We start from the raw sequence: 17,957 nt of genomic DNA on the forward strand, positions 1-17,957 counted from the left end.
CGGAATTCAATATGTGGTTTTGAAGGTATGTATATGCCTTTAATGGCCCGGTGGCTCAGCTGGTTAGAGCGCCGCCCTGTCACGGCGGAGGTCGACGGTTCGAACCCGTTCCGGGTCGTTTTTCTTTCATATACACGCTGAAAGAGATACCTATTGGGGTCTTAGCTCAGCTGGGAGAGCATCTGCCTTACAAGCAGAGGGTCACAGGTTCGAGCCCTGTAGGCCCCATTTGAGTATTTTTTACAGAAAAGTGTATATACTAATTCAATAAGGGCGAATTCCCGAGTGGCCAAAGGGGACAGACTGTAAATCTGCTGGCAATGCCTTCGGTGGTTCGAATCCACCTTCGCCCATTTAAAATGTTAGTTGACAAAACATTTTAAACCATTTATAATTATATATTAGCGCGGGGTGGAGCAGTCTGGAAGCTCGTCGGGCTCATAACCCGAAGGTCGTAGGTTCAAATCCTGCCCCCGCAATTTTTTTTGCAAAAACTTAACCCTATGGGCGTGTAGCTCAGTCGGTAGAGCACTTGACTTTTAATCAAGTTGTCCCGGGTTCGAATCCCGGCACGCTCATTGATGCCCAGATAGCTCAGTTGGTAGAGCAGAGGACTGAAAATCCTCGTGTCGTTGGTTCGATTCCGACTTTGGGCATTTAGCACTTATCCTTAATGGATGGGTGCTTTTTTTGGCTCTTTGTCAATAGTTGGGGTGGGATTTGTTAAAATCCCGCCCCAATTCTATGAAAAGGGCCCTTTTTATGTTTAGTTCCAGGTTTTACTGATTTTGGGCATGCCAAATAAGCCTCCGCATTACCGACCTTTTTATCCTATGATGTACAGTGAAGTATCCGGGTTCGGAACCGTTTGAAATTCCGGATTCCGTAGCTGCTCCGTTTTAATACCTTTATCTTGTTGTTAAATCCTTCTGTGGGACCATTTGTCAATCCGTATTTAAAGGCATTCAGGATTTCTTTTCGCCAGGCCCTGTAGGTCTTAGCACAGTCCTCAAATTCCTTGATCCCACAGCTCTGTGCATTCGCAATCCAGTCATCAAATTCCCTCTGCTGCTGACGATACGCTTCCATCTGGCAGATATCATAAAACCACTCTTTCATGCGGTGTGCCAGACGCAGATCCTCGCTATAGTGAAGCATTAAATCACAGGCCTGTTTGTTCTCATCCTTCAGCTTTTTATAGCGGGTCAGAATGAGTTTCCGGCTGCGTTTATAATACTTACGCAGAGAAACCGGCATGGACCGCTGCAGCCGTTTGCGTACATTTTCAATCGCCCATGTCACCTGCCGGATGAAATGATATTTATCCACGATGATTGTAGCGTTTGGAAAGAAGGTCTGTGCAAGTTCGGTGTAGGGGCGCCACATATCGCAGACGAAGAACTTTACCTTCAGGCGTTCTTTCCTGGGAATGTTCCGCCAATAATCAGCCAGATGGCTCTGGGTCCGATCCGGGAGAATGTCGAGGATCCGGCGCTTTTTCGGATCAACCAGAATGCACTGATATTTACCGGTAGAAGCATTGCCTTTGAATTCGTCAATGGAAAGCGCTTGTGGAAGCTGGTCAGGCGGAGGATAGCAAATCGTGTCCAGAAGGCGGCAGACCGTCTGGACGGAAACACCGGTAAGCTCTGCGATCTGTTTTAAGGAAAAGGTCTGCCGGAGCAGGGAGACAATGTAAAATGCCAGTCTGCGGGTCCTGCGGTGGTAGCTGGGGAGGAACGAATAGGATTCCGTGAACCGTTTGCGGCAGTATGGGCAGAGGTAGCGGCGTTTGCGAAGGAGCAGGATTACTTGTTTTCCCAGTAAGGGAATGTCCTGGACTTCTTGTAAACGGTAATCATGAATCCGTTTAGTTTTAGCCCCACAGCAGGGACAAGTCTGTTCTACCGGTTGGGACTGGATGAAAATTTTAATGAAAGAGTCTGCCTGAACCACTTTTTTAATAAAAACACCTTCCAAGTTAAGGAAGGCCTTGGTATAATTAGGGTACATCTATAAGGGGTCACCTCCGTAACATTAAACTTTGGTCGGGATAATGTGTTTAGGAGGCTTCTTATAGATGTATTTTATTACAACGAAAAGAATGTTGGAAGTGTGCTTTTCAGCACACCCCAACATTCAGTATAGAACCCTTTTTTTATTGTCAAAAAGTACGTAAATACGTTATTTTAGGGAATTTATCCACAAAGAATTTATTTTAAATAGATATTATCAAGGTGGGAATTGCAGTTTTCAACAGCAATTATTTCATGTGCAATGTGTTCATATCTTTTAGTGGTTTCTATACTTTCATGCCCCATTAAAATGCTCAAATCGTAGACACCAGTATTTCCCGTTCTGCGATAGTTATCAATATTTTGGAAATATACCCCAAGGGGACTAAACGGTCTTTGCAACCCTTGCCAGTGACTTGTAACGCACCACGGTCAAAATCCAGCCCCTTTTTTACTAATGTGCATATTTCATTCTGCCTAAGCCCAGAACCCAGCATTAAAGCGATTATAGCCTTATTTCTGGCAGTCAGCCAAGGGACAGAGCATTTTGCAGAATCCAATAAATATTGTATCTCAGCAGAAGAAAGCACATGGACATTCTTTTTGGGAGGTTTAGGAACCTTTATCTTTACCGGGTCAAAGCTAAGACCATATTCAGCATGCACCCATCTAAGGAATATACGGGCATTTCTGACATATGTAGAAATAGTGGCCTTGGAAAGTGAATGGTGAAGCAATACCATGATAATTGGTACGTTTAGCAGACTTAAGGGAATCACGCAATTGGACACAAAAATATGTTGCAAGCTATTTATGTGTAACTCAAAGGTCATATGGACATTACGAAAATGGCACTCGTTCACTGCCTTTAGAGCATTTGATAAAACTAACCGAGTTATATGGTGTAAGCTCTGATTATATATTAGGTATAACAGATGAAAAAAAGCCGTATTCCAAACCCAAGAAAAGGAAGTATTATGTTGTAAAGATATAATCAAATATAGTATGATAGGTTTGCTGTCTACCCTATACCGCACAGCGGAAAGGGGGTGTGCAACATGTCCGATGTATTAAACTTCCTGGTTGCGGTTATGGCAAGTGTAGCTGGTTACTACATATGCAAATGGTTAGACCGGAACCGTAAAGACAGCTAACCAAAAAGAAGCCCCAAAGACTGGTACTCTTTGGGGCTTTGTTTAGTGCAACATGTGTACTAAACTTCCTAGTATTATTATATTATACCAATCCTGCCAATATGTCAAGTAGCCTTAAATGGCTTAAATATACTGCCTTTTAATTAAGTTGTTCCGGGTTCGAATCCCGGCACGCTCATTGATGCCCAGATAGCTCAGTTGGTAGAACAGAGGTCTGAAAATCTTCGTGTCGTTGGTTCGATTCCGACTTTGGACATTTAGCACTTATCTTATTGATAGGCGCTTTTTTGTTTTATTGTAAGATTTCCTTCATTGTAAAAATGTCGGAAGTCTGATAGTATAAATAATGTTTTAGGAATTTGATATGCTATTAACAAATCATACAACAAATGATACCAGGGGAAAATAAATGAGCAGACGGCGTAAAAAAAAGGACTCACCAATTAAGACCGTATTTTTGATTATTATGGCAGCCATTATTATGATAGCAGCCGTATATGTAATCATGTCCGTGGTTGGGAAAATCCGGTCGGATTATAAAAATCTGGATTTCACTACAGAGGAAAAGGAGATGCCTTCTATCACCATAGATACAAAGGATGAGCCAAAGGACGGATGGAATGAGACAGATAAAGGTTGGATGTATTATCTGGATGAAAAGGAATATGTGACAGACCAGTGGAAGGATATAGAGGGTTTCCTCTATTATTTTGACAGTGATGGTATTATGGCTACCGGAGAGTTGAAACAGGAAGGTCAGACATATACCTGCCATGATACAAAGGGATATCTGAAAAATATCCAGATTGATCCGGACTATGTACCTGAAAGCACTGGTGAAAACCTGGACAGTCTTGTGAGGACCAATGCATTCTGGTGTTATCTGAGGGCTGAGGACACAGGACTTTTTAAGACCATTCTGTACCGCAAGACAGTGGAGAACAAGGTAGTGGTGCTGGGAGGGGAGACTGCCCCAGAAAAGACCACAAGGAATTCTATGCGTGCTTACGGCGATTACGTATATTTCCTGCCTAAGGTAAAGGAAAGCCAGAAACAGGGCCTTTCTGAGGCTGAGAGGGGGCTTTGTGATAAGTTGTTCAGGATGAGGCCGGGAAGTGATACCAAAGAATTGATAGCTGAGAATGTGGATGGCTATATGGTACTGGGTGATATTATCTATTACTCTCAGGGCGGTAAAATTTATCAGACTACCTTGGGCACAGAGGTTGCTACCGGGGAGGCCAGGTATTCGGTGGTTATAAAAGATGGAAATTGTTATCTGGTAGATGACATGGGAAATCCCGCAGTGGCTGAAAGCGGCAGCAGCGTCAGCATAGGAGACCGGGTTTACAGGATTGAGGAAGATGGAAAGATAAAATATGTAAAACACGGCCAGGTAACCATTGACGGAAAGACCTATTATCTGGGCGGCAGCGGAACTAAATCTTCTGTCTGCGTAAAACGCGATGGGAGCGATACTGCTGTTATCAGGGAAAATTATGGTGTACAGAGCTATTGTATTGTGGATAACCAGATCTACTACAGCAGTTATGTGGATAAAGGTACCGGCGGAGAGTGGTACAGCCAGATTTTTAAAGCTGGTTTGGACGGACAGAATAAACAGGCAGTGTCAGAGCGTTTCCCTGGTGTCATGCAGAATATGTATTACTATGAAGACGAGGGCCAGATATTCGGGGAATACAATCCTGCTATATGGAAACAGGCGTATGGAACCGTTGTCATGATAGCAAGAGATGGAGGAATTTATCAGATAGAGGATGCATCCGCACGTACAGGTAAGCATGTGGACGGAAATGACATGCTGGAAATTATAATGGCCAGGGACGGCAAGGTCATCTGCCTGTGGCATGATTGCCAATGGGAGAGAAACAGCGGAATAACCAGTATCCTGTGGAGTAAAGCCATTGAGCTCAATGCAGGAGACAGACGTCTGATTGATATGGTCCCCTCAACAGAATCCGCAGAGAGCAGTGAAGCCCAGGAGACAGGTGACATAATCCAGCCAATTGAGACTATGCCGCCTGCTTCCACAGAGACTGTCTCACCGGTGGAACCTTCTATCAATAACGACCCTGTCATCAGCACGGAGGGACCTCATACAGATACAGCTGTGCCCACGGTTCCGGCGCCTGCTCCCACGGTTCCGCCGGTGACGGAACCATCTGCTGAGGTGAAGATAGTGCCGTTGGGATAAAGAGGGAAACCGGTATTAGCGGGGTTCATCCTCATCAAAATCTACTATCACATAGAATCCCCGGGAATTTTCGCGGATGTCTTTTACAATTCCGTATTCGGATTTAATGCGGTAACGGGCGGCGAAGCAGCCGGACATGGCTACAGCCGGATCAATGATATAGCTGTAGCTGCTGGTTCCTTCCCGCTCGATTATTTTTACTTTATCTCCTTTATTTACAAGTCCCTGGCGTTCCATTTTAAATTCAATGGTTCTCATTGATACCTGCTTCCTTTCCTACTTCATCACATACCATATTGATATAATCAGATAAGGTACTGTTCTGGCAGCCTACAATGTAATGATTGCATCGGTTGACCGGAATCAGTATCTTATATGCTTTACTGATGCCTATGGCTGTGGCCATGGCAGGCGTAATCTCCCCCAAAAGGGAATTAGCCATGACAATTCCGATAGGGCCGATGATGATATCTGCGTCCTGTGCATTGACAATAACCGGATTTTCACCAGTAGCGCCATAGGTGGCGCCTGCTTTCAGCATGGCAGATGTGGCGATGCTGTTTGTTCCGATGGCATATGTCTCCAGGCCTGGAAAACGCTTTTTTAGCTGTTCAATAACTGATTTACCCATCTTCCCGCCCTGTCCGTCTATGATGACAATTTTCATGGATTCACCTTCTTTTCTTTTGTGCTGGGTATATTTTAACAGAAATGCAGGGGAAAGTAAATGTTATCCACAGATGGGCGGAGTATGAGGGTGGAATTGTGGATAAAGATGAGCGGAACAATCTTATATGGGAATAAAAAGCCTTACAAGCCGGTCTTGACAAATCAGAGTCAGGTGATATAATCAAGAATAGCAATAAGCAGCAAAGGCATTGAGGGAAGCAGTAGTCAGTGGGAAGTATCCAGAGAGCAGGCCGGTTGGTGGAATGGCCGCATACCAAAGATTGACGAATACCAGTCCTGAGCCGCGTCAGGGATGTCCGGACATGTGTTACAGCATAAAGAAGGATGGGAAATGGCGCCGTACCCCGCGTTAAGGGATAAATGAGTGAAAATCAAGGTGGAACCGTGTGAATGCACCCTTGGACATAAGAATATGTCCAGGGGTTTTTATTTTCCCGTTTTTTCACAGGATTCCGGCAGCGGACATATTCAGAAGGAATGTTTTTCAGCAGAACAGCCGGAATCATCATATCAGAATAACACCAAAGAGATGGAGCCTGAAATGGCCCATAGAAGAAAGGAGATTCGTATGAAGATCATTTTACCAGACGGAAGTGTACAGGAAGCTGAGGATGAATTAAGGGCCATACGCCATACGGCATCCCATGTGCTGGCACAGGCAGTGAAAAGATTGTATCCGGATGCAAAGCTGGCCATTGGACCGGCTATTGATGACGGCTTTTACTATGATTTTGACAGGGAGGGAGGCTTCACGCCTGAGGACCTTGAGAAGTTAGAGGCAGAGATGGCTAAGATTGTAAAGGAAAATCTTCCGGTTAAGCCTTTTGTGCTTCCAAGGGCTGAGGCTGTCAGGTTCATGGAGGAAAAAGGCGAGCCGTATAAGGTAGAGCTTATCGAAGATCTGCCTGAGGAGGAGACCATAAGCTTTTACCAGCAGGGCGAATTTGTGGACCTGTGCGCAGGACCCCATATCATGTATACAAAGGGTGTAAAGGCATTTAAGCTTACGAGTATTGCGGGCGCGTACTGGCGAGGCAGCGAGAAGAACAAGATGCTTACCAGGATTTACGGAACCGCGTTTGCCAATAAGACAGACCTGGAGAGCTACCTGACCATGATGGAGGAGGCAAAGAAGCGTGACCACAGGAAACTGGGCAAGGAGCTGGGTCTGTTCATGTTTGCAGAGGAAGGACCCGGGTTCCCATTCTTCCTTCCAAAGGGAATGACGTTAAAGAATACCCTGATTGATTACTGGCGTGAGATTCATTACAGGGACGGCTATCAGGAGGTTTCCACTCCTATTATTCTGAGCCGTAAGCTGTGGGAGAATTCAGGACACTGGGATCATTACAAAGACAATATGTACACCACGGTCATTGACGAGGAAGACTATGCTGTCAAGCCTATGAACTGTCCGGGAGGAATGCTGGTTTATAAGAATCAGCCCCACTCTTACCGCGACCTGCCTTTAAAGGTAGGCGAGCTGGGACTGGTTCACCGCCATGAGAAGAGCGGACAGCTCCACGGTCTGATGCGCGTGCGCTGCTTTACCCAGGATGATGCCCATATCTTTATGAGGGACGACCAGATTGAGGATCAGATTAAGGGCGTAACAAAGCTGATTAATGAAGTGTATACACAGTTTGGCTTTGAGTATTTTGTGGAGCTGTCCACCAGGCCCGAGGATTCCATGGGTTCTGACGAGGATTGGGAGATGGCTACAAACGGCCTGAGGAAGGCGCTGGAGGACATGGGCCTTGATTATATTGTAAACGAGGGCGACGGCGCGTTCTATGGTCCTAAGATTGACTTCCACCTGAGGGATTCCCTGGGCAGGACATGGCAGTGCGGTACCATCCAGCTGGATTTCCAGATGCCTCAGAGGTTTGACCTGGAGTACACGGCTGAGGACGGTTCCAAGAAGCGTCCAATTATGATTCACCGCGTATGCTTCGGATCCATTGAGCGTTTCATCGGCATCCTGATTGAGCACTTTGCAGGCAAGTTCCCGGTATGGCTGGCTCCGGTACAGGTTAAAGTAATTCCTGTTTCTGAGAAGTCTATGGATTATGCAACCGGTGTATATGAAAAATTAAAGGCTGCCGGCATCCGCACAGAGCTGGATCACAAGGACGAGAAGGTAGGCTACAAGATCCGCCAGGCACAGCTGGAGAAGGTTCCATATATGCTGGTTCTGGGTGAGAAGGAAGCGGCAGAGGGAGCAATCACGGTGAGAAGCCGGGATAAGGGCGACCTGGGTGCTGCGGGACTGGATGCGTTTATTGAAGATATTAAAAAGATGATTCAGACAAAAGAGAAATAACAACCGCAAAAAGGCGCTTAAGATAAGGTTATATCCGTATCTTAAGCGCCTTTAAGCAAATATGACTATTGGAGAAAGGGAACCTATGCCATGGGAACAAGTCCGCCCATATCCATCCGCAATTCTGCGCAGTACAGCACCGGATGTATTCCCGGCAAGTGTTTCTATGGTTAATGCTGTAATATCATCGACAACACATTTGTCAGCTTTTATACAGACCTGTATTGCATTGACGAGACAGTTTTGGGATTCTTTGTTTTTGCCGGCTGCCTGAATCTCATGGTAGATTTGGTTTGCAATGCTCTGGCAATGGTCTCCTTTTGCTTCACATCATCTTTCCAGGTTATTTTAAGTTTCACACCGTTTTTTTTATATCATGAGTTTAATTCCGTACCAGGCTTCCATCCGTCCTCACGGTCACAACCTGCCACGGAATGAATTTCCCGCTGGCCTGGAGGGCGCGTTTCGCGGCATTTTCAATACCGCCGCAGCATGGAACTTCCATGCGGACAATGGTGACATCCCTGATATCATTGAGACGGATGATTTCCGTCAGCTTTTCAGAGTAATCCACCATATCCAGCTTTGGACAGCCGATGAGTGTGATGCGGCCGGCTATAAAGTCATTGTGGAAATTACCATAGGCAAAGGCGGTACAGTCAGCTGCTATCAAAAGGCGGGCATCCTTAAAATAGGGAGCCTGGACAGGAGCCAGCTTAATCTGCACAGGCCACTGGGTCAGACGGCTTTCCGGACATTCTCTGTGAAGGGGGGCGTCGGAAGGGGACAAGTTCCGGCTCTGGTGCATACGGGCTTTTACGGCTGCCTCATCATAGGCAGCTGCCTCCCTTTCCTCAAAGGTAATGGCCCCTGTAGGGCAGGTGGGCAGACAGTCGCCAAGTCCATCGCAGTAATCGTCCTTTATAAGCCTGGCTTTGCCATCTACCATTGCAATGGCGCCTTCATGACATGCGTCAGCACATGCGCCGCATCCGTTGCACAGGTCTTCATTTATCTTAATAATTCTTCTGATCATTCTTTTATCCTCCTCGTTATGAGTACTTTAGCCAATGGATGTTATGATAGAAGTATACAATGAAGAGGACGGATTGTATGTTGTTACAACAACATTTCATATGTGGATTTTTACCATTTTTTAAAGCAGGCATGACAGCGGGAAGATTATGGCGATGGCCGGAAGGATATTTAAGACTTTGGTCCGTTTGATGCCTGCAATTTTTAATCCCACTGCCAGGGTGATGATCCCGCCGCAGGCCTTAAAATTAGCCAGCATGGTATCAGTGACCAGGGGGAGTATGTAGGAAGCTCCTCCAAACAGAAGGATGCCCACGGCAAATTGTGGAACTGCGATAAAGCCTACCAGATAGCCTGCGGTGGTTCCGAAGATAATGGCTGTAAAGAAATCCATGACAGCCTTGGCATAGAGGATGGAATGGTCGCCGGTCATGGCTGAATTCATGGCGCCGAATACCCCGGTGCCGCTGAAGCAGAACAGGATAATCATGCTGATTAATACATCCATCTGTTCGTCATCCAGGTTCACGGGAAGTTTTTGCTCCAGCTTGTGAAGCCCCTTTAACAGATTATACTCCAGGTTCAGAAGTTCTCCTATGACCGTTCCCACGATAAGGGCCAGTACCACGGCTGACAGACTTTTTAACATGATAATAAGGCTGATTCCCATGGTGATGGCCGACAGACCAAAGATATTGGGCAGGGCTTCTTTTAATTTCTGTGGAAAATAATTTTTTAAAACTGCCCCCAGGATACCTCCCAGGAATACGGCAGCGCAGTTGGTTATGATTCCATATGGCATAGGGCATTTGTCTCCTTGTTTGATTTTAGATGTAATGTTTACTTTGTTGGTTTCCCGGTATCAGCGTGATTTTCCATTCTTTGATATAATTCCTGGAACATTTCCATAAATTTACCAACCTTTTCAGTAGGGATATCCTGAAAGGTATATTCCTCCAGTCTGGCAAATGCCTCCGTTACCTCCCTGCCCATTTCCCTTCCGCGGTCAGTCAGAAAGATATAAAAAGATCGCCGGTTGCCGTCCGTTCTTCTGCGCTCAATAAGGGATTTTGCCTCCATGCCGTTGAGTACGGAGGTGAGGGTAGCGGCTTCTATATGGCAGGCATTTGCTATTTCTTTTTGGTTTGCCCCATCGTGTTCCATGAGATAGTCCAGGACCTTGGGCTGTCCGGGAGTCAGCCCGGTATGGTACAGTTCCGCCATGAGCTGCTTCAGATATATGGCATGGCCTGCCATTAAAAGATAGTGAAATGTCATGAATATACGGACCGCCTTTCAAAATATTTAGAATGCTAATGATTATAATTCAAACTATATACCGTGTCAATTGGATTTTGCCTATGCTGCCGATATTTATTACTTTCCCCGTACTTTACAATCTTCTTAAATTTTATCATATATCAATATTAATTTATCGAATATCAATAAAAATGTATTGAAAAATAGTATAAATGGTGTTATATTCCAATTAAGGAATCTCAAGTAAGAAATTCCAGGTGAGGCTTTTACCAGGGTAACCCGCAAGCCCCACAAGCCCTTTTGCAGGGCACATAAGCAATACAGAAAGGTGGATTTAGTATGAATATGCGTTTGGTAAGGTTTACAAAAGGGCTTCTGGACATCATGTTTTATGTGGGGATGGCTATAACAGCGGCAATTCCGCTTATTTTCCATTATGTAGGTATGTATATAGAGAAATTCAGGACCTACTACGTGGTTCAGTGTGCGCTTTACATGGCGTCCGGGGTGCTGGCTCTTTTGCTGGTGCTGGAGTTGCGGCGGATGTTTGCAACTGTGCTGGCAGATGACGCATTTGTGATGGAAAATGCGGCATCCTTAAAACGAATGGGGAAATGCAGCTTTCTCATAGCCGTTCTGTCTGTTCTCCGCCTTTTTGTGGCGTTTACTCCGGCCACAGCAGTGATTATTATTGTGTTTTCAATCGCAGGCCTTTTCTGTTTTGTGCTTTGTCTGGTATTTGAACAGGCGATCCGCTACAAGCAGGAAAATGACCTGACCATATAGACAGGGAGGAATGACATGGGAATTGTAATCAATCTGGATGTGATGATGGCCAGGAGAAAAAAGGGCCTGAAGGAATTGTCTGCGGAAGTGGATATTACCATGGCAAATCTGTCCATCCTGAAAAATAATAAAGCAAAGGCAATCCGGTTTTCCACTCTGGAGGCGATCTGTAAAGCTCTGGACTGCCAGCCGGGAGATATATTAAGTTATGAACAAGAGGAAGGAGAGGATGAGAATGGACGATAAGATGTATTTGGCCGCAACAGCCCAGGGGGAAGTAAAGGTCACAGGGGGACGGGCAGAGGAGAAATTAGGCGCACGTCTGCAGCGGATTGGAAAGGAGTTTGGTTTTTTCGGCGTTCTCAGCATTTTTTATGGTGTAAGCGCCAGCTTCTGCCTGTTTCGGAATCCTCTGGGGATTACAGTCCCTTTGTTTGTGGCGGTGACCTATGGGGCTGCATTTCTGATATTCAGAAAAATGGGGGTGCCCATCAAGAAGGATTCTTATTTGCTGGCAGCCGTATCCCTTTTGATTGGGCTTTCCGCCTGTTTTACGGGTAATATGGCAGTTGGTTATTATATGAACCGTCTGGCTCTGATTTTGCTGTTCTGTATTTTCATCCTTCACCAGTGCCATCAGGATAATAAGTGGAATATAGGAAAATACATGGCTTCCATTGTTCTGTATCTGGCTCAGGCCGTGGGGATGGTTCTCTACCCCTTCCGCCATTTAGGGGAATATATACTGTCCCTTAAGGATAAACGGAGCCGGAATGTGTTCCGGCTGCTGGCAGGCGCCTGTGCGGCTGTACCGGCTGTCATATTCCTGTGTGTGCTCTTGTCTGGAGCTGATATGGTATTCAGGAACATGCTGTCAGTTGTCATTTCAAAGTTCCTCAATCCGGTTACCCTGTTTATGGTGGTGATCCAGACCGTATTCTGGTCACTGGCCATGTACTGCCTGGTCTGCAGCGCCTATGGAGGAAGCATCAGCGACGGGATGGTCAATGTACGCAGGCATTCGCCGGTGGCAGCGGTCAGCTTCATGGCCATGGTGGGTTTGGTTTATCTGGTATTCTGTGTCATCCAGATTGTGTATCTTTTTATGGGAAAGGGCAGCCTGCCGGAGGGGATGACCTATTCCCAGTACGCCAGACAGGGATTTTTCCAGCTTCTCTTTGTGGCTGTCCTGAACCTTGTGATGGTGCTAATGTGTCTTAAGTATTTTCGGGAACATGTGCTGTTAAATGGGTTTCTGCTTCTGGTCAGCCTCTGTACCTATGTGATGCTGGCATCCGCTGTGTACAGAATGGTGCTATATGTACAGCAGTACCAGCTGACATTTCTCAGAATCCTGGTTCTATGGTTTTTGGCCATGCTGTTTGTGCTCATGGCAGGGGTGGTAATTCTTATTTTCAATCATGAGTTTCCTCTGTTCCGGTTCTGCCTGGCTGTGGTATCCTCCTTTTATCTGGTATTTGCCTGGATGAGGCCGGACTATATAACAGCCCGCTATAATGTGGCGCACAGGGACAGCATTGCCGGGGTGGAGCAGAGCGACTTTATGCGCCTTTCCACAGATGCCGCACCGGCCCTGAAGGGAATGGAGGATTCCGAAATAAAGGAGCGCCTTCTGTCCTGGTATGCCAAAAGATACGAGGTTTGGGATGATGGGAACCCCATGGGACTCAGGACCTTTAATTTTTCAGTACTGAAAGCCAGAAATAAACTCTGAGAATTTCTCTATGAATCCCATGGTTTTTCATGTATACTATGAAAAGAAAAACGCGGATGATATGGAGCTGACAATATGAAAATAGCAGTGATGGGATACAGCGGTGCGGGGAAATCCACACTGGCTAAGAAACTGGGCAGGCTCTACGACTGCCCGGTTCTGTATTTGGACAGGATACAATTTGAGCCCGGATGGAAAGAGAGAAACCGGGAAGAAGCAAAACGTATGGCAGAGGAATTTTTGAATGAGAATCAGGACACGGGCTGGATTATTGACGGAAACTACGCTAAATTCTGCCAGGAACGGCGTCTGGAGGAAGCGGATCTCATTGTATTTATGGACTATACCAGAAGAATCTGCCTGTGGCAGGCGGTGAAACGGTATCTGGAATACAGGGATAAAACCAGGGAGAGCATGGCAGAGGGCTGCCGGGAGAAGATTGACTGGGACTTTGTGAAATGGATTCTCCGTGACGGGAGGGATGAGAACCACAGCTATCGGTCCATTAAAGCCAGATATCCCCATAAGACGCTGGTGGTCCGCAACCGGAAACAGCTGAAGGACAGCATGACAAGGCTGATATTGAGAAGCCGTGAGAGGACATTGGGATGAGACAGGAAGAACTTCTGATTAACCGCCTGGCCGCATATGCCAGGTCGGACATGTATCCCTTCCATATGCCAGGGCATAAGCGCAGGACGGGGCCGGAGGATTTCTTTATGAACTCCTGCGTGGACTCCTTTACAAATCCCTTTGCAGTGGATATAACGGAGATTGAGGGGTTTGATAATCTTCACCATCCAGAGGGCATTTTAAGGGACTCCATGAAATGGGCGGCAGATGTCTATGGGGCGGACCAGACTTATTATATGATTAATGGAAGTACCGGCGGGATACTGGCAGCAGTATGCGGATCCGTTCCCAGAGGCGGGAGAATCCTGGTGAGCAGGAACTGCCATAAATCCGTGTACCATGGAATCTGTCTGAATCAGCTGAAAACCTCTTATGTTTATCCACAGGAGATAGAAGGATTGGGGATACAGGGAGGAATTACGGCTGAAGATGTGGACAGGATGCTTAACCGGTATATGGATACACAGGCCGTACTTATCGTATGTCCGACCTATGACGGAATTGTATCCGATATAGAGGCCATTGCCCGGATTGTACACAGGGCCGGGCTTCCGTTGATTGTGGATGAGGCCCACGGCGCCCATTTCCGCTATGACGCCATGTTTCCTGTGTCTGCCCTGGACCTGGGAGCAGATGTGGTGATTCAGAGCGTCCACAAGACCCTTCCCAGCCTGACCCAGACAGCCCTGCTCCATATTAAATGCAACCGGCCGGACGGAGGATGCTATGCAGACAGGGAGCGGATTGACCGGTATATCCATATGGTGCAGAGCAGCAGCCCTTCTTATGTGCTAATGGCCAGTATAGAGAACAGTATATACCAGATGGAACAGACGGATATGGCGCCCTATGGGAAACAGCTTCACAAGCTGCGCCGGAGACTGGGTCAGATGAGGCATCTTCGTCTTGCGGATACAGGGCTTATAGGACAGGCCGGAATCAGGGACCTGGATATCTCCAAAATCGTGGTGTCTACCAGGGGAACCTGCCTGTATCCGGCAGAAGATGGATTGACCGGATTTACAGGCGCGCAGCTGGATGACATTCTGCGCAGAGAATATCACCTGGAGATGGAGATGTGCGGGGCAGATTACGTGACAGCCATTACCACGGTTATGGACAGCGGGGAAGGCCTGGAGCGGCTGGGGGATGCATTGACCAGGATTGACAGCCAACTGACGGATGCCGGTTATAAACCAGACGGGCGCAGCGGGAACCAGAAAAGTGTATACAGTATGCGGTGCGACACGGCCATGTCCATGGGAGAGGCCATGGAGGAGAACATGGCGTCTGTCGGTCTGGAGGACAGCGCAGGGTGTATTTCCGGGGAGTTTGTCTATATTTATCCGCCGGGTATCCCCATTGTGGCTCCCGGGGAATGGATCAGCAGACCCATTCTGGAAGTGATCCTGGAATACAGGGATAAGGGGCTTCCGGTACAGGGGCCTGCGGACCAATCCCTAAGGACCATCCGGGTTGTGCAGAAGGATTGATTTTATATTAAGACGGAATGAGAACTGACTGAGATTAGAAAGTGCAGAGAGAATCATGGGAAAGATATTTTATGTCATGGGCAAGAGTGCCTCGGGAAAAGATACCATATATAAGAAGCTCCACAGCAGAATGCCGGAACTTAAGACAGTTACCATGTATACCACCAGACCCATACGGGACGGGGAACACAATGGGGTGGAGTATTTTTTTGTGGACCCCTCCTATCTGGACCAGTGCAGGAAAGATGGTATTTTAATTGAATGCCGGACGTATGACACGGTATACGGCCCGTGGAGTTATTTTACAGCGGACGATGGGCAGATCGATCTGAAAACAGGCAATTATCTGATTATGGGCACTCTGGAATCCTACGGGAAGATGCGTGCTTATTATGGAGAGGAAGCCCTTGTCCCTATCTATATTCATGTAGAGGATGGATTGAGGCTGCGCCGGGCTTTGGAACGGGAGCAGCAGCAGACCGTGCCTAAGTATAAGGAAATGTGCAGGCGTTTTCTGGCAGATGAGGAGGATTTCAGCCCCAGCCATCTGGAACAGAGCAATATAACAAGGCAGTATGAAAATGTAGTGCTGGAGGATTGTCTCAGGGAAATTGTGCAGGAGATTGGGAGAGTTTGCCATACGCAATCAAATGCAGGACAGCCGGAAGTTCAGGACATCTGAAGCCGGATATTATAAAATACGTGCTGTGAAAGCCAACTGGATTCGGCTTTCGCAGCACGTTATTTTTGTATGAAAAATTATTATGTAAAGAATCAGTGCGCCACCTGGCCTCAGATACTGTGCACCGGCTTCTGGGGTCTTCCGGTCTGCGGATTCTCCAGATTATATTCATTAATCTTATTAAACAGCTGCCTGGCGCTGATGCCCAGCTTATAGGCGGTGGCTGATATGTTCCACCCCATCTGGTTAAGTACCCACTGAAGGTACTCCTTCTCGCTGCGGCGCTTGAATTCCCGCCAGGGGACGATTCCTGCCTGGGTAAAGGCGGTGGAAGGACTGTCGTCATCTGTTGTCTTCAGATTATAGAGAATCGGTATTCCTTCCGTGGTGATGACATGGTTCTTGGAGAGGACCACCATCCGGTCCACATGGTTCCTCAGCTCCCTGATGTTGCCCGGATAATCATAATTAATAAGAAAATCCCAGGCCTTCTCGTCGATGCTGTCGATTCTGATTTGGTTTACCCGCTGGGATTCCTCCAGGAAGAAGTGAATCATGTCCACTAGGTCCTCCTTCCTCTCCTTGAGGGCGGGGATGCGGATGACAATGGTACTGATACGGTAAAAGAAATCTTCGCGGAACGTACTGTTGCGGACCTTGGCTACCAGATCACGGTTGGTGGCGGTTATCAGCCGGAAATCGAGCTGCTTGCTGTTGTTGCCGCCGATTCGCTCGATTCTCTTTGTCTCAATGGCCCGCAGAAGCTTTACCTGGGTGGTCAGGTTGATGTCGCCCACTTCATCTAAGAACAGGGTGCTCTTATCAGCCAGCTCGAATTTTCCGGCCCTTCCCTTGATGGCGCCTGTAAACGCGCCCTGTTCATGGCCGAACAGTTCTGCTTCCAGAAGGGATTCCGTATAGGCATTACAGTTGACCGCTATGAGCGGCATATCGGAACGGCGGCTGCAGGCATGGATATACTGTGCAGCCACATCCTTGCCGGAACCGGATTCACCGATAAGGAGGACGTTTACATTGGAAGCTGCCACACGTTCACAGTCTTCCAATGCCCTCCGGTAGGCAGGGGATTTTGTGTTGAAAAAAAACTTTTTTTTCATATCGTTTTCGTCCATAAGCGTGTCTCCTGTACTTGATTTTTAAAAAATTATTAATTATGCATAAAATTGAGAAAAAATTAACATGAAAATTGTAAAAGAAGGGAAATGTGGAAGCAAAAAATAAAAAGAATCCCTCCCTACCCCCTATTATAACTGAAATTTATTTCACTATCAAGAAAAATAGTTCATGAAAAAAAGGAAATTTAAAAAGGCCAGAAGTTAAAAGAATGACAAAATAGACAATATAGAAAACCTATAAAGGACGGAAACCCGATAGAAAAAATGTATTTCCGTTGGTTAAAAGGTAAAAAAATAAAAAAAATCCCGCTTTAGAAAAAGTTGGCACGATAATTGCTCTAATATTATGTGGAATGGAATCCTATGCCTAATAAATAAGAAAGATCTAAAGGGTGAAACATCATGTACATCGTAGTGACAAACAACGTGAAGTGCAGGGACAGATATCAGGACAAATTAAAAGTGGACTTCCTGGAAAACGGTTCCTACATTGATGTGTTAATCAAGGTGAGAAACTATATACATAAAGGTTATCGCCTGGAAACCCATCCTATGGCAGGGAGCCTGAAGCCTAACCAGATTCCTTACAAAACAATCATAATTTCCGACTCTGAGGTTGAAAAAGAAGAATTTTACCAGTTTGAGATGGTGATGGAGAACAGTATTCAGTCCTGTGAGAAATTCATGAAGGACAGACGGACTCCTGATTGGCCGGAAAATATACTGGAAGACTTCAGGGACGTGGATTTATCCTTGATTGAAGGAGCTGTAAAAAAAATAATATACAAGGAGGAGTGATT

General features: G+C 46.4%; 18 protein-coding genes and 6 tRNA genes. 16 read left to right on the forward strand and 8 right to left on the reverse strand.

Features of this window, described 5'->3' with window-relative positions; genetic code table 11:
• The first annotated feature begins 44 nt into the window (after positions 1 to 44).
• The 6 genes from CGC65_RS00075 (at position 45) to CGC65_RS00100 (ending at position 656) form a co-directional block, all read left to right on the forward strand.
• Positions 45 to 118: transfer RNA gene (locus CGC65_RS00075), tRNA-Asp, on the forward strand.
• A 37-nt stretch (positions 119 to 155) separates the two neighbouring features.
• A tRNA-Val gene (locus CGC65_RS00080) sits at positions 156 to 228 on the forward strand.
• A 43-nt stretch (positions 229 to 271) separates the two neighbouring features.
• Positions 272 to 353 (forward strand) — tRNA-Tyr (locus tag CGC65_RS00085).
• Positions 354 to 405: 52 nt separating this feature from the next.
• Positions 406 to 479 (forward strand) — tRNA-Met (locus CGC65_RS00090).
• 26 nt (positions 480 to 505) lie between these two features.
• Positions 506 to 578: transfer RNA gene (locus tag CGC65_RS00095), tRNA-Lys, on the forward strand.
• Positions 579 to 583: 5 nt separating this feature from the next.
• Positions 584 to 656: transfer RNA gene (locus CGC65_RS00100), tRNA-Phe, on the forward strand.
• A gap of 175 nt (positions 657 to 831) precedes the next feature.
• Here CGC65_RS00100 and CGC65_RS00110 read toward each other — a convergent pair.
• Complete coding sequence (locus CGC65_RS00110) at positions 832 to 2,013, reverse strand: ISL3 family transposase (RefSeq protein ID WP_002578414.1); 1,182 nt, start codon at positions 2,011 to 2,013, stop codon at positions 832 to 834.
• A gap of 316 nt (positions 2,014 to 2,329) precedes the next feature.
• Positions 2,330 to 2,848, reverse strand: coding sequence for a tyrosine-type recombinase/integrase (locus CGC65_RS32650; RefSeq protein WP_007036385.1), 519 nt, complete (start codon positions 2,846 to 2,848; stop codon positions 2,330 to 2,332).
• Here CGC65_RS32650 and CGC65_RS32355 point away from each other — a divergent pair.
• On the forward strand, positions 2,764 to 3,009 hold the full coding sequence (locus tag CGC65_RS32355; RefSeq protein WP_080548685.1) for a helix-turn-helix domain-containing protein: 246 nt from the start codon (positions 2,764 to 2,766) through the stop codon (positions 3,007 to 3,009). The two genes, CGC65_RS32650 and CGC65_RS32355, sit on opposite strands and share 85 nt — an antisense overlap.
• A gap of 569 nt (positions 3,010 to 3,578) precedes the next feature.
• Entirely contained in the window at positions 3,579 to 5,384 is a 1,806-nt protein-coding gene (locus tag CGC65_RS00125) for a hypothetical protein (RefSeq protein WP_002565745.1), read from the forward strand.
• A gap of 15 nt (positions 5,385 to 5,399) precedes the next feature.
• Here CGC65_RS00125 and CGC65_RS00130 read toward each other — a convergent pair whose 3' ends face one another.
• Together CGC65_RS00130 and CGC65_RS00135 are read right to left on the reverse strand one after the other, a co-directional pair.
• Positions 5,400 to 5,642 carry a hypothetical protein gene (locus tag CGC65_RS00130; protein WP_002565746.1) on the reverse strand — a complete coding sequence of 81 codons (243 nt, stop codon included), beginning with the start codon at positions 5,640 to 5,642 and terminating at the stop codon, positions 5,400 to 5,402.
• Positions 5,629 to 6,051 (reverse strand): DUF3842 family protein, encoded by a 423-nt coding sequence (locus CGC65_RS00135; RefSeq protein WP_002565747.1) that lies wholly within the window; start codon positions 6,049 to 6,051, stop codon positions 5,629 to 5,631. Before CGC65_RS00135 ends, CGC65_RS00130 begins: the two co-directional genes overlap by 14 nt.
• A gap of 591 nt (positions 6,052 to 6,642) precedes the next feature.
• Here CGC65_RS00135 and thrS point away from each other — a divergent pair.
• On the forward strand, positions 6,643 to 8,397 hold the full coding sequence (gene thrS / locus CGC65_RS00140; RefSeq protein WP_002565748.1) for a threonine--tRNA ligase: 1,755 nt from the start codon (positions 6,643 to 6,645) through the stop codon (positions 8,395 to 8,397).
• A gap of 382 nt (positions 8,398 to 8,779) precedes the next feature.
• Here thrS and CGC65_RS00150 read toward each other — a convergent pair whose 3' ends face one another.
• The 3 genes from CGC65_RS00150 to CGC65_RS00160 form a co-directional block, all read right to left on the reverse strand.
• Positions 8,780 to 9,433 carry an ATP-binding protein gene (locus CGC65_RS00150; protein ID WP_002565749.1) on the reverse strand — a complete coding sequence of 218 codons (654 nt, stop codon included), beginning with the start codon at positions 9,431 to 9,433 and terminating at the stop codon, positions 8,780 to 8,782.
• Positions 9,434 to 9,553: 120 nt separating this feature from the next.
• On the reverse strand, positions 9,554 to 10,234 hold the full coding sequence (locus tag CGC65_RS00155; protein WP_002565750.1) for a DUF554 domain-containing protein: 681 nt from the start codon (positions 10,232 to 10,234) through the stop codon (positions 9,554 to 9,556).
• A 38-nt stretch (positions 10,235 to 10,272) separates the two neighbouring features.
• Complete coding sequence (locus CGC65_RS00160) at positions 10,273 to 10,710, reverse strand: MarR family winged helix-turn-helix transcriptional regulator (protein ID WP_002565751.1); 438 nt, start codon at positions 10,708 to 10,710, stop codon at positions 10,273 to 10,275.
• Positions 10,711 to 11,031: 321 nt separating this feature from the next.
• Between CGC65_RS00160 and CGC65_RS00165 the strand changes: the two genes are divergently transcribed.
• From CGC65_RS00165 to CGC65_RS00190, 6 genes are all read left to right on the forward strand, one after another.
• Positions 11,032 to 11,478: a DUF2975 domain-containing protein gene (locus CGC65_RS00165; protein ID WP_002565752.1), complete on the forward strand. Its 447-nt coding sequence runs from the start codon at positions 11,032 to 11,034 to the stop codon at positions 11,476 to 11,478.
• Between the two features lie 15 nt (positions 11,479 to 11,493).
• Positions 11,494 to 11,724: a helix-turn-helix domain-containing protein gene (locus CGC65_RS00170; RefSeq protein WP_002565753.1), complete on the forward strand. Its 231-nt coding sequence runs from the start codon at positions 11,494 to 11,496 to the stop codon at positions 11,722 to 11,724.
• Positions 11,714 to 13,213, forward strand: a complete 1,500-nt coding sequence (locus CGC65_RS00175; RefSeq protein WP_002565754.1) for a DUF4153 domain-containing protein — start codon at positions 11,714 to 11,716, stop codon at positions 13,211 to 13,213. Before CGC65_RS00170 ends, CGC65_RS00175 begins: the two co-directional genes overlap by 11 nt.
• 75 nt (positions 13,214 to 13,288) lie before the next feature.
• On the forward strand, positions 13,289 to 13,825 hold the full coding sequence (locus CGC65_RS00180) for a DNA topology modulation protein (RefSeq protein ID WP_002565755.1): 537 nt from the start codon (positions 13,289 to 13,291) through the stop codon (positions 13,823 to 13,825).
• Positions 13,822 to 15,339, forward strand: a complete 1,518-nt coding sequence (locus CGC65_RS00185; protein ID WP_002565756.1) for an aminotransferase class I/II-fold pyridoxal phosphate-dependent enzyme — start codon at positions 13,822 to 13,824, stop codon at positions 15,337 to 15,339. Before CGC65_RS00180 ends, CGC65_RS00185 begins: the two co-directional genes overlap by 4 nt.
• Before the next feature lie 55 nt (positions 15,340 to 15,394).
• Complete coding sequence (locus tag CGC65_RS00190; RefSeq protein ID WP_002565757.1) at positions 15,395 to 16,021, forward strand: nucleoside/nucleotide kinase family protein; 627 nt, start codon at positions 15,395 to 15,397, stop codon at positions 16,019 to 16,021.
• Between the two features lie 110 nt (positions 16,022 to 16,131).
• Here the strand turns inward: CGC65_RS00190 and CGC65_RS00195 are convergent, their stop codons facing one another.
• The gene (locus tag CGC65_RS00195) at positions 16,132 to 17,154 is read right to left on the reverse strand and encodes a sigma-54 interaction domain-containing protein (protein ID WP_002565758.1); all 1,023 of its coding nucleotides are present in this window, start codon (positions 17,152 to 17,154) and stop codon (positions 16,132 to 16,134) included.
• 405 nt (positions 17,155 to 17,559) lie between these two features.
• Between CGC65_RS00195 and CGC65_RS00200 the strand changes: the two genes are divergently transcribed.
• A complete protein-coding gene (locus CGC65_RS00200) occupies positions 17,560 to 17,955 on the forward strand; it encodes a GrdX family protein (protein WP_002565759.1) in 396 nt (131 codons plus the stop codon).
• Positions 17,956 to 17,957 lie beyond the last annotated feature (2 nt).

This window comes from Enterocloster bolteae, assembly GCF_002234575.2.
GTDB lineage: Bacteria > Bacillota > Clostridia > Lachnospirales > Lachnospiraceae > Enterocloster > Enterocloster bolteae.

Coding starts and splice junctions, on each gene's coding strand:
- CGC65_RS00110 (WP_002578414.1), bottom strand. CDS start 2,013: ATGTACCCTAATTATACCAAGGCCTTCCTTAACTTGGAAGGTGTTTTT.
- CGC65_RS32650 (WP_007036385.1), bottom strand. CDS start 2,848: ATGACCTTTGAGTTACACATAAATAGCTTGCAACATATTTTTGTGTCC.
- CGC65_RS00125 (WP_002565745.1), top strand. CDS start 3,579: ATGAGCAGACGGCGTAAAAAAAAGGACTCACCAATTAAGACCGTATTT.
- CGC65_RS00130 (WP_002565746.1), bottom strand. CDS start 5,642: ATGAGAACCATTGAATTTAAAATGGAACGCCAGGGACTTGTAAATAAA.
- CGC65_RS00135 (WP_002565747.1), bottom strand. CDS start 6,051: ATGAAAATTGTCATCATAGACGGACAGGGCGGGAAGATGGGTAAATCA.
- thrS (WP_002565748.1), top strand. CDS start 6,643: ATGAAGATCATTTTACCAGACGGAAGTGTACAGGAAGCTGAGGATGAA.
- CGC65_RS00150 (WP_002565749.1), bottom strand. CDS start 9,433: ATGATCAGAAGAATTATTAAGATAAATGAAGACCTGTGCAACGGATGC.
- CGC65_RS00155 (WP_002565750.1), bottom strand. CDS start 10,234: ATGCCATATGGAATCATAACCAACTGCGCTGCCGTATTCCTGGGAGGT.
- CGC65_RS00160 (WP_002565751.1), bottom strand. CDS start 10,710: ATGACATTTCACTATCTTTTAATGGCAGGCCATGCCATATATCTGAAG.
- CGC65_RS00165 (WP_002565752.1), top strand. CDS start 11,032: ATGAATATGCGTTTGGTAAGGTTTACAAAAGGGCTTCTGGACATCATG.
- CGC65_RS00170 (WP_002565753.1), top strand. CDS start 11,494: ATGGGAATTGTAATCAATCTGGATGTGATGATGGCCAGGAGAAAAAAG.
- CGC65_RS00175 (WP_002565754.1), top strand. CDS start 11,714: ATGGACGATAAGATGTATTTGGCCGCAACAGCCCAGGGGGAAGTAAAG.
- CGC65_RS00180 (WP_002565755.1), top strand. CDS start 13,289: ATGAAAATAGCAGTGATGGGATACAGCGGTGCGGGGAAATCCACACTG.
- CGC65_RS00185 (WP_002565756.1), top strand. CDS start 13,822: ATGAGACAGGAAGAACTTCTGATTAACCGCCTGGCCGCATATGCCAGG.
- CGC65_RS00190 (WP_002565757.1), top strand. CDS start 15,395: ATGGGAAAGATATTTTATGTCATGGGCAAGAGTGCCTCGGGAAAAGAT.
- CGC65_RS00195 (WP_002565758.1), bottom strand. CDS start 17,154: ATGGACGAAAACGATATGAAAAAAAAGTTTTTTTTCAACACAAAATCC.
- CGC65_RS00200 (WP_002565759.1), top strand. CDS start 17,560: ATGTACATCGTAGTGACAAACAACGTGAAGTGCAGGGACAGATATCAG.